The organism is Telluria sp. Soil_C_11 (assembly GCF_057657395.1).
Window position 1 is genome coordinate 228,160 of the sequence record NZ_JBDGIN010000008.1, and the last position, 13,386, is coordinate 241,545.

Here is a 13,386-nt window from a genome sequence, read left to right on the forward strand (position 1 = left end):
AAGTTGGCATGTTCGGGCGATGTGGAGAAGGGACCGGAATTCGATTGACGCCTTGCCAACTCATCATTAGCATCAGCCGGGTTCAGCCAGCCCGCGCAGGCGTGACAAAGCACGCATTTTGCGCGGAGGGATTTTGATATTGTGAAAAAAGTTAAATCCAGGAATTTTGCGAGGAAAACATGAAACGAATGCTTGGCTGGCTGTTGATGATGTGCTTGCTGGCGGCGTGCAGCGATCCGGACCAGGGCCCGCCGCTCGGCCCCTTCGCCGCGATCACCAAGACCGAAACGGACAAGCCCTTCGACATCACCCCGCCGTCCTCGCGCAGCCCGGCGCCGTTCACCTACACCAGCAGCGATCCCAAGGTCGCCACCATCGCCGGCAGCACGGTGACCATCACCGGCCCCGGCGTGAGCACGATCACCGCGGCCCAGGCCGCCATCGGCAGCTACGGGCCGACCTCGGCCTCGACCACGCTCACCGTGACGGCCGTGCCCTGCGACGCCGGCAGCACGCGCATCGGCGGGGTCTGCACCGCGATCCCGACCTGCATTCCGCCGGCCATGCTGAGCAACAACACCTGCGTCGTGCCGCCCAATGGCGCGAGCAAGGTGACGACCGGCTCGCTGACCTGGATGGGCGTGAGCAATGCGGCGGCCAAATGGACCGACGCCCGCGACTTCTGCGCCGGCTCGACCATCGAAGGCACGACCGGCTGGCGACAGCCGACCCAGGCCGAGCTGCAGAACCTGTACGCGTCGGCAGCGATCGCCGGCCATGGCTGGGAGCTGGGCAATACCTGGTCGTCGACGATGGGCATCACGGCCAGCAGCGCCAGCCACATGGCGGTCGACCTGAATACCGGCCTGTCGGTCGAGCGGGCGGATACCGCCAACTCCCTGATCGCCTGCGTGCACCCCGCCGGCTAGGCGCTGCGGGCAAAAGAAATATTGCAATGTGACAATTGACGTAGCTTTAGGTAGGTGGCAACTGGTATCGTGTCGGGCTGTCAGTCAACGTAGCAGCCCTTCATGATCTTCCAGCGTCGCCCTCTCGCCATCGCCGTCCACCTCGCCATATCGACCCTGCCGCCGGCCGCCGCGCTGGCGCAGGCGCAGGCGGTCCCCACCGAAGCCGGCGCCGACAAGCCGGCCGCCAAGGAAGCGCCGCCCGGCAAGGACGGCAGGATCGCGACCGTCGAGGTGAAGGCCGCGGCCGGCAACTACGATCCGCGCCGCGACGACACCGCCAGCAAGACCGTGATGAGCGCGGAAGAGATCCGCAAGTACGGCGACGACAATATCTTCGACGTCCTCAAGCGCGCCCCGGGCGTGACGGTGAGCGGCAAGACGCTGCGCATGCGCGGCCTGGGCGCCGGCTACACCCAGATCCTGGTCAACGGCGACCGCCCGCCGCCAGGCTTCGACATGGACGCGCTGACGCCCGACCAGATCGAGCGCATCGAGATCATCCGCGCCGCCAGCGCGGAATATTCGATGCAGGCGATCGCCGGCACCATCAACATCGTGCTGAAGAAGGTGACGTCGAAGGCGCAGCGCGACCTGCGCCTGTCCGGCTTCCGCTCGCAGCAGAGCCGCAACGCGAATGCCGGGCTGAACCTGGCCGACAAGAAGGGCAATCTCTCGTATTTCATGTACGCCGGGCTGTACGGCGGCGACAACGAAAGCCATTCGCGCGGCACCGGGCGCCTGACCCTGCCGTCCGGCGAAGTGACGCAGGCGCGCGCGACCGCCTCCGACGGCGGCGGCAGCTACCGCGGCGTGGCGCTGTTCCCGCGCCTGTCCTGGAAAGATGCGGATGGGGACGAGCTGAACCTGTCGGGCGGGCTGCAGTCGAACCGCAACGGCTGGAGCGGCCGCTCGACCAACGACAACCAGGTCGGCAGCTTCGGCGATCCGGACTATGTCGAGAACCTGTACCGTTCGCCGGGCAGCATGACGATGATGCAGGGCGAGATCGGCTGGATCGGCAAGGTCGCGGGCGGCAAGCTGGATCTGAAGCTGTCGGCCGAGCGCAACCGCAACGACAACGACAGCGTCAACGAGATGTATACCGCCGGGCGCGCCCGGCGCCTGCTGCGCGACTGGGACAGCGTCACCCGCGGGCACCGCGCCAGCCTGCGCGGCAAGTACACGCGCTCGCTGTTCGACGGCCATGCGCTGGCGACCGGGCTGGACGCCAGCGTGCAGGAAAGCGAACAGCGGCGCGACCGCCGCGACCAGTCGGACGGCGATGCGCCGACCCGCATCGTCGAGACTTTCGAACCGAAGCTCGCGCGCCTGGCCGGCTTCGTGCAGGACGAGTGGAACGTCGACAAGCAGCTTTCGGTCTACCTCGGCGCGCGCTGGGAAGGCGTGCAGACCGACAGCGAAGCGAGCGGCACCGATACCGGCCGGCTGTCGACCAGTTCGCGCAACCACGTGCTGAGCCCGGTGGCCCAGACGCTGTACAAATTCCCCGACAACAGCGGCCGCCAGCTGCGCCTGGCCCTGACCCGCACCTACAAGGCGCCGACCATCGAGCAGCTCACCGCGCGCCGCTACGAAGCCGCGGTCAACACCCGCTTCGCGCCCGATTCCGGCGGCAACCCGGACCTGCGCCCCGAGCTGGCGAACGGCATCGACCTCACCTACGAACACTTCCTGAAAGAGGGCGCGATGTTCTCGGCGAGCGTGTCGCGGCGCGCGATCTCGGACTATATCCGCACCACCCTCGATGTCGACGCCGGCGGGCGCTGGGTCTACCGCCCGGTCAACGACGGCGACGCGCTGGTGCGCTCGCTGCAGCTGGAAGCCAAGGCGCCCGGCAAGCTGCTGGCGGCGGCGCTCGCGGGCCTCGACCTGCGCGCCGCCTTCAGCCGCAACTGGTCGCAGGTCTCCTCCGTGCCCGGCCCCGGCAACCGCCTCGACGGCCAGACGGCGATGTCGGCGAACGTCGGCCTCGACTACCGCAAGGGCGACCTGACCGTGGGCAGCAGCCTGGCCTGGCAGAAGGGCGGCTGGGTCCGGATTTCCGAGGCCCAGTCCCAGTACCAGCAGACCCGGCGCGAACTCGACGCCTACCTGCTCGTCAAGCTCGGCCCGCGTTACCAGGTGCGCTTGTCGGCCAACAACATCCTCGGCCAGGACTTCGCATCGGACCGTATTTACAATGATTCGGCCGGCACTTCGCGCGAGACCGGCTTCACGCCGCAGTCGATGCGGGTGGGCGTGAATCTGGAAGTAAAACTCTGAATGTTGTAGGTTAAAGCCGACGCTGATTCGCGGCGAATAAGTGTATGCTGGACCTCCGACGTGCCAAGTTGCAGGAGCGAACATGGCGGAGCCAGAACGGCATGTATGCCTCGGATTCACGGACGAGCCCTATCCGGCGGGCACGCATATCTGCTATCTCTACAACGACGACGAGGAGCGGCGCCAGATCCTGCCCCTGTATGCGCGCGAGGCGTTGCGCAGCCACGAAGCCTTCAGCTACGTGGCCGACGTGCCCAGCCGCGCCGACCTGCCGCGGGTGCTGGAGCGGCTGGACCTGGCCGCGGCCGCCAGGGACCGCCCCGGCCTGGTGGAAACCGCCATCACGGCGGAAGGCTACTACCCGATGGGCCGCTTCGATCCGGACGACATGCTCGCCAGGCTGCGCGAGGCGTACCGGCAATGCCAGGCCGCCGGGCTGTCCGGTGCCCGCTTCGCCGGCGAAATGACCTGGGCGCTGCGCGGCATCCCCGGCGCCGACCGCATCCTCGAATGCGAAACGCGGATCAACGAGCTGATCAAGGAGGCGCCGATGACCATCATGTGCCAGTACGACCTGAACAGGTTCGACGGCGGCCTGATCTACGATGTGCTGAACGCGCATCCCATCGTGATCGTCGGCGGCCACGTCCTGCGCAATCCCTTCTACCAGAACTACGGGTGAGGCCATGGCCGCCGTCGTCGAAAAGCCGGGCCAGCCGGCGCTGGATGCCACGGTGCTGGGGCGCCTGCTCGTCATCCAGCAGGCCATGGACGCGATGCCGGACGAAGTCCACATCGCCGGCTTCGTCTCGCGTGCGCTGGAGAGCCTGCCGGGCGTGGCCGAGGCCTGGGTCGACCTCGAAGGCCACACCACGGCGCCCAGCGCCTACATGGCGGCCCTGAAGCAGCGTTGCGAGGACGAGTGCTCGCCGGTGCCGGTGCTGAATGTCATGCGCCACCTGAAGACCGGCATGCAGTGTTTCCCGATCGGCGCGCCGGGCCGGCGTTTCGGCTGGCTGCTGCTGAGGGTGGACGACGACGAGGCGCTGCGGCCCTACGTCGCTTTCCTGGGCAATATCGCCGGCACCCTGGCCCGGATCCTGGTCGCGCGCCACTACCAGGACCGCCTGGCCCAGGCCAACGACGAGTTGCGCCAGGCGCGCGACGGCCTCGAACTGCGCGTGGCCGAGCGCACCCGCGAGCTGGAGTACCGCGCCACCCATGACCAGCTCACCGGGCTGTCGAACCGCGCACTGCTGATCGACCGCCTGCAGGGCGCCATCTGCGCGGCGCAGCGCGAGGGCCGGATGGTGGCCGTGGTGTATCTCGACCTGGACAGCTTCAGCTTCATCAATACCGGCCTCGGCAACGCTTGCGGCGACCAGTTCCTGCGCGAGACCGCCAGGCGCCTCGGGCGCCTGGTGCGCGACAGCGATACCGTGGCGCGCATCGGCTCCGACGAATTCGTGATCCTGCTGTCCGGGCTGGAAAGCGTCGAACGCAGCAGCGCCCGCCTGAACGCGATGCTGGCGGCGGTGCGCGAACCGGTGTCGCTGGCGGGCAAGGAGGCGGTGGTCACCTGCAGCATCGGGGCGGCCGTCTACCCGCTCGACGGCGAGGAGGCCGAGTTGCTGCTGCGCCGTGCGAATTCGGCGATGCTGCGCGCCAAGAATTCCGGCAAGGACAGTATCCAGCTCTACGCCAGCACGCGCGACGCCGCGGTGGCCGAACGCATCGAACTCGAGACCGAACTGCGGCAGGCCCTGACGGCCGGCGAGCTGGTCCTGCATTACCAGCCCAAGCTCGACCTGGCCACCGGCACCCTCGCGGGCGCGGAAGCGCTGGTGCGCTGGGAGCATCCGAAGCATGGCCTGCTGCCGCCGTCCCGCTTCATCCCCCTGGCCGAGGATTCGGCGCTGATCGTGGCGCTGGGCGAACGCGTGCTGCAGCAGGCCTGCCTGCAGGCCCGGATCTGGCAGGAGTCCGGCTTCGGCAACCGGACCGTGGCGGTCAACCTGGCCGCGCGCCAGTTGCGCGACGCCCGCATCGTCGACACCGTGAAGCATGCCCTACAGTCCACCGGCCTGATGCCGTCCAGCCTCGAGCTGGAGATCACGGAGAGTTCGATCATGGTCGACATCGGGCACGCCACCGGCCTGCTGCACGAGCTGAAGGCGCTCGGCGTGGCGATCTCGATCGACGACTTCGGCACCGGCTATTCCAGCCTCAGCGCCTTGCGCAACTTCCCGGTCGACAAGCTGAAGATCGACCGTTCCTTCATCCACGAGATCGAAACCGTGCCGAGCGCCGCGGCGGTGGTGCTGGCCGTGATTTCCTTCGCCAGGACGCTGGGCATGCGCGTGATCGCCGAAGGCGTGGAAACCGCCGGCCAGGCCGCCTTCCTGGAACGCCATGGCTGCGACGAGATCCAGGGCTTCCTGATCGCGCGTCCGCTGCCGTCCGGGGCTTTGCTGGAGCGGTTCCGGCAGCCGGTCGGGATGCCGTGGAGGGCACAGCCCGGATAGGTTTTCAGTAGACGTCGCGCCGGTAGCGCCCATCCGCCGCCAGCCCGTCCAGCAGTTCCTTGCCGAGGATGGCGCCGAGCGCCTCGTGCACGCCGCCGGCCATGCCCTGCAGGCTGCCGCACACGTAGACCGCGGCGCCGCGCCCGATCCACTCGCGCACCGCGTCCGCTTCGGCGCGCAGCACATCCTGCACGTAGATCCGCTCCTGCCGGTCGCGCGAAAACGCCAGGTCGAGCCGCGCCAGCCAGCCGGCGTCGCGCCAGCCTTCCAGTTCGCCGCGCAGCAGGAAATCGTGGGCGGCGTTGCGTTCGCCGAACAGCAGCCAGTTTTCGCGCACGCCGAGCCCGATGCGGGCGCGCAGCAGTCCGCGCAGGCCGGCCAGGCCGCTGCCGTTGCCGACCAGGAGCAGCGGCCGGCGCGCGTTGTCGCCGAGGCGGAAGCGCTGGTGCGCGCGGATGCGCAGGCGCAGCGCATCGCCGGATGACGCGCCTTCGCACAGCCAGCCGGAGGCCGCGCCCGGGCTGCCGTCGTCGCGCCGCTGCAGGCGCACCAGCAGCTCCAGCCGGCCGTCCGACGGGATCGAGGCGATCGAGTATTCGCGCGGATGCTCCGGGTCGGCCGGGGCGCTGAGCTGGGCCAGGTCGCCGGCTTCCCAGGCGGGCAGCGGCCCGTCCACCGGCGCCAGCGCCAGGCGGTACAGCGGGGCGCCCAGGCTGCCGGGGTTCAGCAGTTCGCGTTCGGCGATGCGCCAGTCGGCGTAGGCGGGCGCTTCCCAGTCGGGGGCGTCGTCGGTGCCGGCCAGGCGCGCCAGGTGGTGCTGCCAGTCGTCGAGGGCCGCGCCGTCGCCGCGGTCGACGTCGATGCGCTCGAACAGTGCCGTGGCGCCGGCGCGCTGCAGCCAGGCGTCGAGCGCGCGGCCGAAGCCGCAGAAGTTGGCGTAGCTGCGGTCGCCCAGCGCCAGCACGGCATAGTGCAGGTGCGACAGGTCCGCTTGCTGCGCCATCAGGCGGCCGGCGAAGCGCGCGGCGGTATCCGGTGCATCGCCTTCGCCATAGGTGCTGGCAACGAACAGGATGCGCGAGGCATTGCGCAGGGCGGCTTCGTCGAGGCTGGAGATGCAGGCCGTGCGCGCCGCCAGGCCGCCGGTGGCGAGCAGCTCGGCGCTGCGGCAGGCCAGCAGTTCGGCGCAGCCGGTCTGGCTTGCGTACACGACCAGCCACTCTCCCGCCGCGCTGCCGGCGCCGGCGGCGGCGCGCGCGCGGGCGCTGCGCAACTGCTTTCGCCACATTGCGGCGCACATCAGCAGCCAGCCGGCCGACAGCAGCAGGGCGCCCGCGAGGCGCAGCGGTTCGGTGGTGATCGTCATCGCGGCGTCATTGCAGCAGTGCGCGCCAGGCGGGGGTGTGGACTTCGCGCAGGCCCGGCGGTTCGCGCAGCAGGAAGCGCGCCGCCAGGCCGCGCGCTTCGGCGAAGGCCAGGCCGGCGTCGAGGCCCATCACGGTCAGGGCGGTGGAGAGGGCATCGGCCGCCATGCAGGTCGGGGCCAGCACCGTCACCGAGGCGACACCGTTGGCGATCGGGTAGCCGGTGCGCGGATCCAGCGTGTGCGAGGCGCGCCGCCGCGCGTGGTGGAAATACCTGCGGTAGTCGCCCGAGGTGGCGACCGCCAGCCCGTGCAGGGCGACCACCGATTGCGTGACGGAAGACCCAGCCGCATCGGGCACGCCTTCCAGCTCGACCCACCAGGGCTGGCCGTCCAGCTTGACGCCGGCGCCGCGCAATTCGCCGCCGGCTTCGACCAGGTAATGGCGCACGCCCAGCGCTTCCAGCCGCTGCGCCAGGCAGTCGACCGCATAACCCTTCGCCACCGACGACAGGTCGAGGATGGCGCCGCCCGGCTGGTAGAGGCGGCGTCCCACGCGGTCGAGCCGGGGCTGGGCGGCGCGGCGCCGCTCCAGCGCGGCGGCGATGGCGTCCCCGGCCGGGGCATAGAAGCCGGCCTGGTCGTAGCGCCCGGCGGGACCGAAGCCCCACAGGTTGACCAAGGCGCCGGCGGCCGGGTCGCAGGCGCCGCCGGTGTCCTCGAACACGCCGAGGGCGTAGTCCATCACGGCGAAGAACTGCGGCGGCAGCGCATGCCAGGTATCGCCTGGTGCGCGGTTGTAGCGCGAGAGCAGGGAATCGGCTTCCCAATGGCTCATCTGGGCCACGATCCCGTCCAGCTCGCGCTGCAGGGCGCCGCGCAGGTCGCGCTCGAGGCCGGGGCGGGCGCCGGGCGGCAGCAGCAGCCGCGCCGACCAGCCGGTGCCCATCGCCGTCCCGGCCAGGCTGTGCGGGCGGCTGGCGGGATCGGGCAGGACCGGGTCGACGTCGAGCGGGACGAGGACGGCGCGCATGCTGGAGCTGATCCGGCTGCTTACTCGGGCAGGATCTCGAGCGTCGCCGAGTAGCTGTAGCGCTTCGCGTCCGGCTGGCCTTCGGCCGGGCCGCGCGGCGCGTTGGCGGGCTCGTTTGCCGGATATCTGGCGCTCAGCCAGTACATGTTCGGCGCCGGCAGGGTGAAGGTGGCTTCGCCCCTGGCGTCGGTGCTGAGGCGCACTTCGTTGATCGTGCCGCGGTACTTGACGCCGCCCGGGACCAGGCTGAACGGGAAGTTCGGCAGAGGCTGGCCGTTCAGTTGGAAGCGGAAGGTCGCCTTTTCGCCGGCGCGCAGCTCGGTCGGATGGGTGACCGGCACCAGTTCGAGGCCGGCGCCGACCGGCTTGAGCGCGCCGGTGGTCGGCTTGTTCAGGGTGACGAAGGTGTCCTGGCGCTGGACCATGGTGGTGCGGCTCACGTCGGTGGCGCCGGCCGGGATTTCCTTCGCCGCGTTCTGCTCGCTGGCGCGGAAGCGCTTCATCTCGCCGTTCAGCTTGTAGCTGCCCATGACGCTGGTGGCGGCCAGGGTGATGCGGTAGGTGCCGTCCTTCGGCAACCTGAGGTCGACGCTGGAGCGGAACTTGCCGACCGTGGCGGCCGGGGCGGGCGCGGTGGCGCCGTCCGGGTCGGTGACCGTCAGGCCATCCATGCGCAGCGGCATGTGGTCGACGTTGAACAGGCCTTCCGAGACGGCGCCGTCGATCGTGACCCAGGCTTCGCGGTCGGTCTCGATGAAGGTGCTGGTCGGCAGCATCCACGGACGGTGGGCCTGGGCGGCGCAGGCGATGCCGGCGAGAAGCGTGGCAATCGCGAACTGCTTCATGAATCGGGTTTGCATGGGAAGTCCTTACTGGATCGAGATCGACACGGCGCCCAGCTCTTCCTTGCCGGCGGCGCTGGCGGCCAGCTTGCCCTTGGCCGGCCAGGTGAAGGGCACGCGCACCAGTTCGCGGCCGCCGGCTTCGCGCGCGGCCTCGATCACCAGCCTGTAGTCGCCGGCCGGCAGCTTGTCCAGGCCGGTCCTGGCCGGGGCGAACGTCAGGCTCTGCACGCCGGCCGGGCGGGTCGCGCCGGAGACGCCGTCCATCGGCAGCTCGACGTCGCGGCCGGCCTTGCGCCACCAGGTGCGCAGGTCCTTGACCCACTTGGTGCCGGCATTGTCCTTCTTCTTGACGTCGTACAGCACCGCCAGGGTCGAGGCCACGCTCTGGTCGGCGCGCTCGATCCAGATCGCGACGTAGGGCTTGTGGTATTCGGCCACGTTCAGCTGCGGCAGCTCGAACTTGACGGTCAGGTCGGCGGCCAGGGCGCCGTTCGACACTAGCGGCAAGGCCAGCGGAAGCGTCAGGGCGAGCGATCGGGACAGGTTCATGGGCTTTCTTTCTCGGTTAGTGTACGAACAGGAGCGCCAGTACGACCGGCAGCACGATGCCGAAGCCGATCACCGGCCAGGTCGATGGCCGGTTGGCGGCGTGGTATTTCAGGATCAGGAAACCGGTGATGCAGAACACCAGGCAGGCGCCGGCGAAGATGTCGATGAACCAGCTCCACACGGCGCCGGCGTTGCGGCCCTTGTGCATGTCGTTGAGCCAGGAGATCCAGCCGCGGTCGGTCTTCTCGTATTCGGCCTGGCCGTCGGTGCCGATGCGCAGCCAGGCGTCGCCGCCGGGACGGGGCAGGGCGACGTAGGCGTCTTCCTCGCTCCACTCGGCGTTCACGCCGCGCACGTCGACCGGGAAGGTCTTGTCGGCCCAGCTGGCCACCTCGTCCGGCAGCGGGACCCTGGCGTCGGCATGGCTTTCGGCAAAGGCGGCCAGGCGCTCGCGCAGCGGGCCGGGCACGCTCGCCTTCTGGCGCGTGACCTGCGGTTTCGCCTCGATTTGCGAGGCGTGGTTCAGGGTGAAGCCGGTGACGCTGAACAGGAGCATCGCCATCAGGCAGATGGCGGAACTGATCCAATGCCATTGATGCAACTGGCGCAGCCAGACGGCGCGGCGGGCGCTGGGCAGGGAGGAAGTGGTCGGACCGGTCGAGTGCATGGGGCAAATGATAACGATTATCATTTAGCCGGTCAACTCAGCTGTTTCGATGCCACATAGTAACAAATAAAAACAACGCCAGTCTCTGTCGCGCTTGGCGCCTTGCGTTACAATACCGCGGGCCACGTTGGCTGTGCTGATTGGCCCTGTAGAGTCCTTCCCCCACAACTTGAGTAGTAGTGCGATCCGCTAACCGGTCAGGCCGTGTCGCGGAAGGTTAGATTAACCCGCCCTAAAATCGCGAAACGCGAAGAAAGGTGAGCAAGAATGATGCAGCAATACGAAGGCAACTCGTACCTGTTCGGCGGTAATGCGCCTTATGTGGAAGAGTTGTATGAAGCATATCTGAACAACCCGGGCTCGGTGCCGGACAACTGGCGCGCCTATTTCGACGCGATGCAGCACATGCCCGCCGTCGACGGTTCGGCCAAGCCGGACGTGGTCCACTCCTCCGTGATCGCCTCCTTCGCCGAGCGTGCCAAGCAGGGTCCGATCCGCACCGTCACTGCTTCGCCAGACGCCGAACTCGGCCGCAAGCGCGTCGCCGTCACCCAGGTGATCGCTGCCTACCGCTACCTCGGTTCGCGCTGGGCCAACCTGGACCCGCTGCAGCGCCAGGAGCGCCCGCCGATCCCGGAACTGGATCCGGCCTTCTACGGTTTCACCGAAGCCGACCTCGACACCAAATTCAACATCAGCAACACCTACTTCGGCCCGGAAACCGCGTCCCTGCGCGACCTGCTGAACATGTTGCGCGATACCTACTGCCGTTCGATCGGCGCTGAGTTCATGTACGTCAGCGACCCGACCGAAAAGCGCTGGCTGCAGGAAAAGCTGGAATCGATCCGCTCGACCCCGGCCTTCACCGCAGAAAAGAAAAAGCACATCCTCGAGCGCCTGACCGCGGCCGAAGGCCTGGAGCGCTACCTCCACACCAAGTACGTCGGCGCCAAGCGTTTCTCGCTGGAAGGCGGCGAATCCTTCATCGCCTCGATGGACGAAGTCATCCAGCGCGCCGGTGAGCAGGGCGTGCAGGAAATCGTGATCGGCATGGCCCACCGCGGCCGCCTGAACGTGCTGGTCAACACCCTGGGCAAGGCCCCGTCCGAGCTGTTCGAAGAATTCGAAGGCAAGCACGCCGACGACCTGCCGGCGGGCGACGTGAAATACCACCAGGGCTTCTCGAGCGATATCTCGACCCCGGGCGGCCCGGTCCACCTGTCGCTGGCGTTCAACCCGTCGCACCTGGAAATCGTGAATCCGGTGGTCGAGGGTTCGGTCAAGGCGCGCATGGAACGCCGCGGCGACCGCCAGGGCAAGGAAGTGCTGCCGATCCTGGTGCACGGCGACGCCGCCTTCGCCGGCCAGGGCGTGGTCATGGAAACCCTGAACCTGGCCCAGACCCGCGGCTACGGCACCGGCGGTACCGTCCACATCGTCATCAACAACCAGATCGGCTTCACCACCTCGGACCCGCGCGACGCCCGTTCGACGATCTACTGCACCGACGTGGTCAAGATGATCGAGGCGCCGGTGCTGCACGTGAACGCCGACGATCCGGAAGCCGTCGTGCTGGCCACCCAGATCGCGATGGACTACCGCACCGAGTTCCACAAGGACGTGGTGGTCGACATCGTCTGCTACCGCAAGCTGGGCCACAACGAGCAGGACACCCCGGCCCTGACCCAGCCGCTGATGTACAAGAAGATCGCCAAGCACCCGGGCACCCGCAAGATGTACGCGGACAAGCTGGCTGCGCAGGGCACCATCGCCGCCGACGGCGGCGACCAGCTGGTGGCCGAATACCGCGCCGCGATGGACGCCGGCAAGCACACCATCGATCCGGTCCTGACCGACTTCAAGAACAAGTACGCCGTGGACTGGGCGCCGTTCCTGAACAAGAAGTGGACCGACGCCGCCGACACCGCCGTGCCGCTGACCGAGCTGAAGCGCCTGTCGCAGCGCATCACCACCGTGCCGGAAAACTTCAAGCTGCACTCGCTGGTCGAGAAGGTCCTGAACGACCGCGCCACCATGGGCCGCGGCGAGATGAACCTCGACTGGGGCATGGGCGAACACCTGGCCTACGCATCGCTGCTGTCGTCGGGCTACGCGGTCCGCCTGTCGGGCCAGGACGCCGGCCGCGGCACCTTCGTGCACCGCCACGCCGTGCTGCACGACCAGAACCGCGAGCGCTGGGACCAGGGCATCTACCTGCCGCTGGCCAACGTGTCGGACAACCAGGCCAACTTCACCGTCATCGACTCCGTGCTGTCGGAAGAAGCGGTGCTGGGCTTCGAATACGGCTACTCGACCGCCGAGCCGAACACGCTCACCATCTGGGAAGGCCAGTTCGGCGACTTCGTCAACGGCGCCCAGGTCGTCATCGACCAGTTCATCGCCTCGGGCGAAGTGAAGTGGGGCCGCGCCTCGGGCCTGGTGCTGATGCTGCCGCACGGCTACGAAGGCCAGGGTCCGGAGCACTCGTCGGCACGTATCGAGCGCTTCCTGCAGCTGTGCGCCGACCACAACATGCAAGTCGTGCAGCCGACCACCGCCGCCCAGATCTTCCACCTGCTGCGCCGCCAGATGGTGCGCCAGTTCCGCAAGCCGCTGGTGATCTTCACGCCGAAGTCGCTGCTGCGTAACAAGGACGCCGGCTCGCCGCTGACCGACCTGGCCAAGGGCGGTTTCCAGACCGTGATCGGCGAACTGGACGAGAAGATCGACGGCAACAAGGTCAAGCGCGTGATCGTCTGCTCGGGCAAGGTCTACTACGACCTGGTCAACACCCGCAAGACCCGCAACGCGACCGACACCGCGATCATCCGCCTCGAGCAGCTGTATCCGTTCCCGCACAAGGCCTTCGGCGCCGAACTGAAGAAGTTCCCGAACGCGACCGAAGTGCTGTGGGCCCAGGACGAGCCGCAAAACCAGGGTCCGTGGTTCCAGATCCAGCACAACATCTTCGAAAGCATGGAATCGGGCCAGCGCCTGGCCTACGCCGGCCGTCCCGCTTCCGCGTCGCCTGCCGTCGGTTACGCCGACAAGCACGTGGCGCAGCAGAAGGAACTGCTGGAAACCGCGTTCTCGAAGCTCAAGGGTTTCATCCTCACCAAATAAGAAGCAGCCCAAGAGCACCCCGTGTCA

The 13,386-nt window shown here is 68.2% G+C and carries 10 protein-coding genes; 5 read left to right on the plus strand and 5 right to left on the minus strand.

From position 1 onward, the window contains the following. Positions 1-179 precede the first annotated feature (179 nt). The 4 genes from AC3A6M_RS15665 (at position 180) to AC3A6M_RS15680 (ending at position 5,779) form a co-directional block, all read left to right on the plus strand. Positions 180-929: a hypothetical protein gene (locus tag AC3A6M_RS15665; protein ID WP_487853645.1), complete on the plus strand. Its 750-nt coding sequence runs from the start codon at positions 180-182 to the stop codon at positions 927-929. Between the two features lie 102 nt (positions 930-1,031). Beyond that, positions 1,032-3,254, plus strand: a complete 2,223-nt coding sequence (locus AC3A6M_RS15670; protein WP_487853646.1) for a TonB-dependent receptor plug domain-containing protein — start codon at positions 1,032-1,034, stop codon at positions 3,252-3,254. 82 nt (positions 3,255-3,336) lie between these two features. Then, the gene (locus AC3A6M_RS15675; protein WP_487853647.1) at positions 3,337-3,936 is read left to right on the plus strand and encodes an MEDS domain-containing protein; all 600 of its coding nucleotides are present in this window, start codon (positions 3,337-3,339) and stop codon (positions 3,934-3,936) included. Positions 3,937-3,940: 4 nt separating this feature from the next. Beyond that, positions 3,941-5,779 (plus strand): putative bifunctional diguanylate cyclase/phosphodiesterase, encoded by a 1,839-nt coding sequence (locus tag AC3A6M_RS15680; RefSeq protein ID WP_487853648.1) that lies wholly within the window; start codon positions 3,941-3,943, stop codon positions 5,777-5,779. A 4-nt stretch (positions 5,780-5,783) separates the two neighbouring features. Here the strand turns inward: AC3A6M_RS15680 and AC3A6M_RS15685 are convergent, their stop codons facing one another. Genes AC3A6M_RS15685 through AC3A6M_RS15705 form a run of 5 tightly spaced genes read right to left on the minus strand, consistent with a single transcriptional unit; the run spans position 5,784 to position 10,236 of the window. Beyond that, a complete protein-coding gene (locus AC3A6M_RS15685; RefSeq protein ID WP_487853649.1) occupies positions 5,784-7,145 on the minus strand; it encodes a sulfite reductase subunit alpha in 1,362 nt (453 codons plus the stop codon). 7 nt (positions 7,146-7,152) lie between these two features. Next, positions 7,153-8,175 carry an FAD:protein FMN transferase gene (locus AC3A6M_RS15690; RefSeq protein ID WP_487853650.1) on the minus strand — a complete coding sequence of 341 codons (1,023 nt, stop codon included), beginning with the start codon at positions 8,173-8,175 and terminating at the stop codon, positions 7,153-7,155. A 20-nt stretch (positions 8,176-8,195) separates the two neighbouring features. Continuing rightward, positions 8,196-9,035, minus strand: a complete 840-nt coding sequence (locus AC3A6M_RS15695; RefSeq protein ID WP_487853651.1) for a DUF4198 domain-containing protein — start codon at positions 9,033-9,035, stop codon at positions 8,196-8,198. A gap of 9 nt (positions 9,036-9,044) precedes the next feature. Beyond that, positions 9,045-9,569: a DUF2271 domain-containing protein gene (locus AC3A6M_RS15700; protein ID WP_487853652.1), complete on the minus strand. Its 525-nt coding sequence runs from the start codon at positions 9,567-9,569 to the stop codon at positions 9,045-9,047. Between the two features lie 16 nt (positions 9,570-9,585). Then, entirely contained in the window at positions 9,586-10,236 is a 651-nt protein-coding gene (locus tag AC3A6M_RS15705) for a PepSY-associated TM helix domain-containing protein (RefSeq protein WP_487853653.1), read from the minus strand. Between the two features lie 267 nt (positions 10,237-10,503). On the opposite strand from AC3A6M_RS15705, the gene AC3A6M_RS15710 reads away from it, so the two are divergent. Then, positions 10,504-13,359 (plus strand): 2-oxoglutarate dehydrogenase E1 component, encoded by a 2,856-nt coding sequence (locus AC3A6M_RS15710; protein WP_487853654.1) that lies wholly within the window; start codon positions 10,504-10,506, stop codon positions 13,357-13,359. The last annotated feature ends 27 nt before the right edge of the window (positions 13,360-13,386 follow it).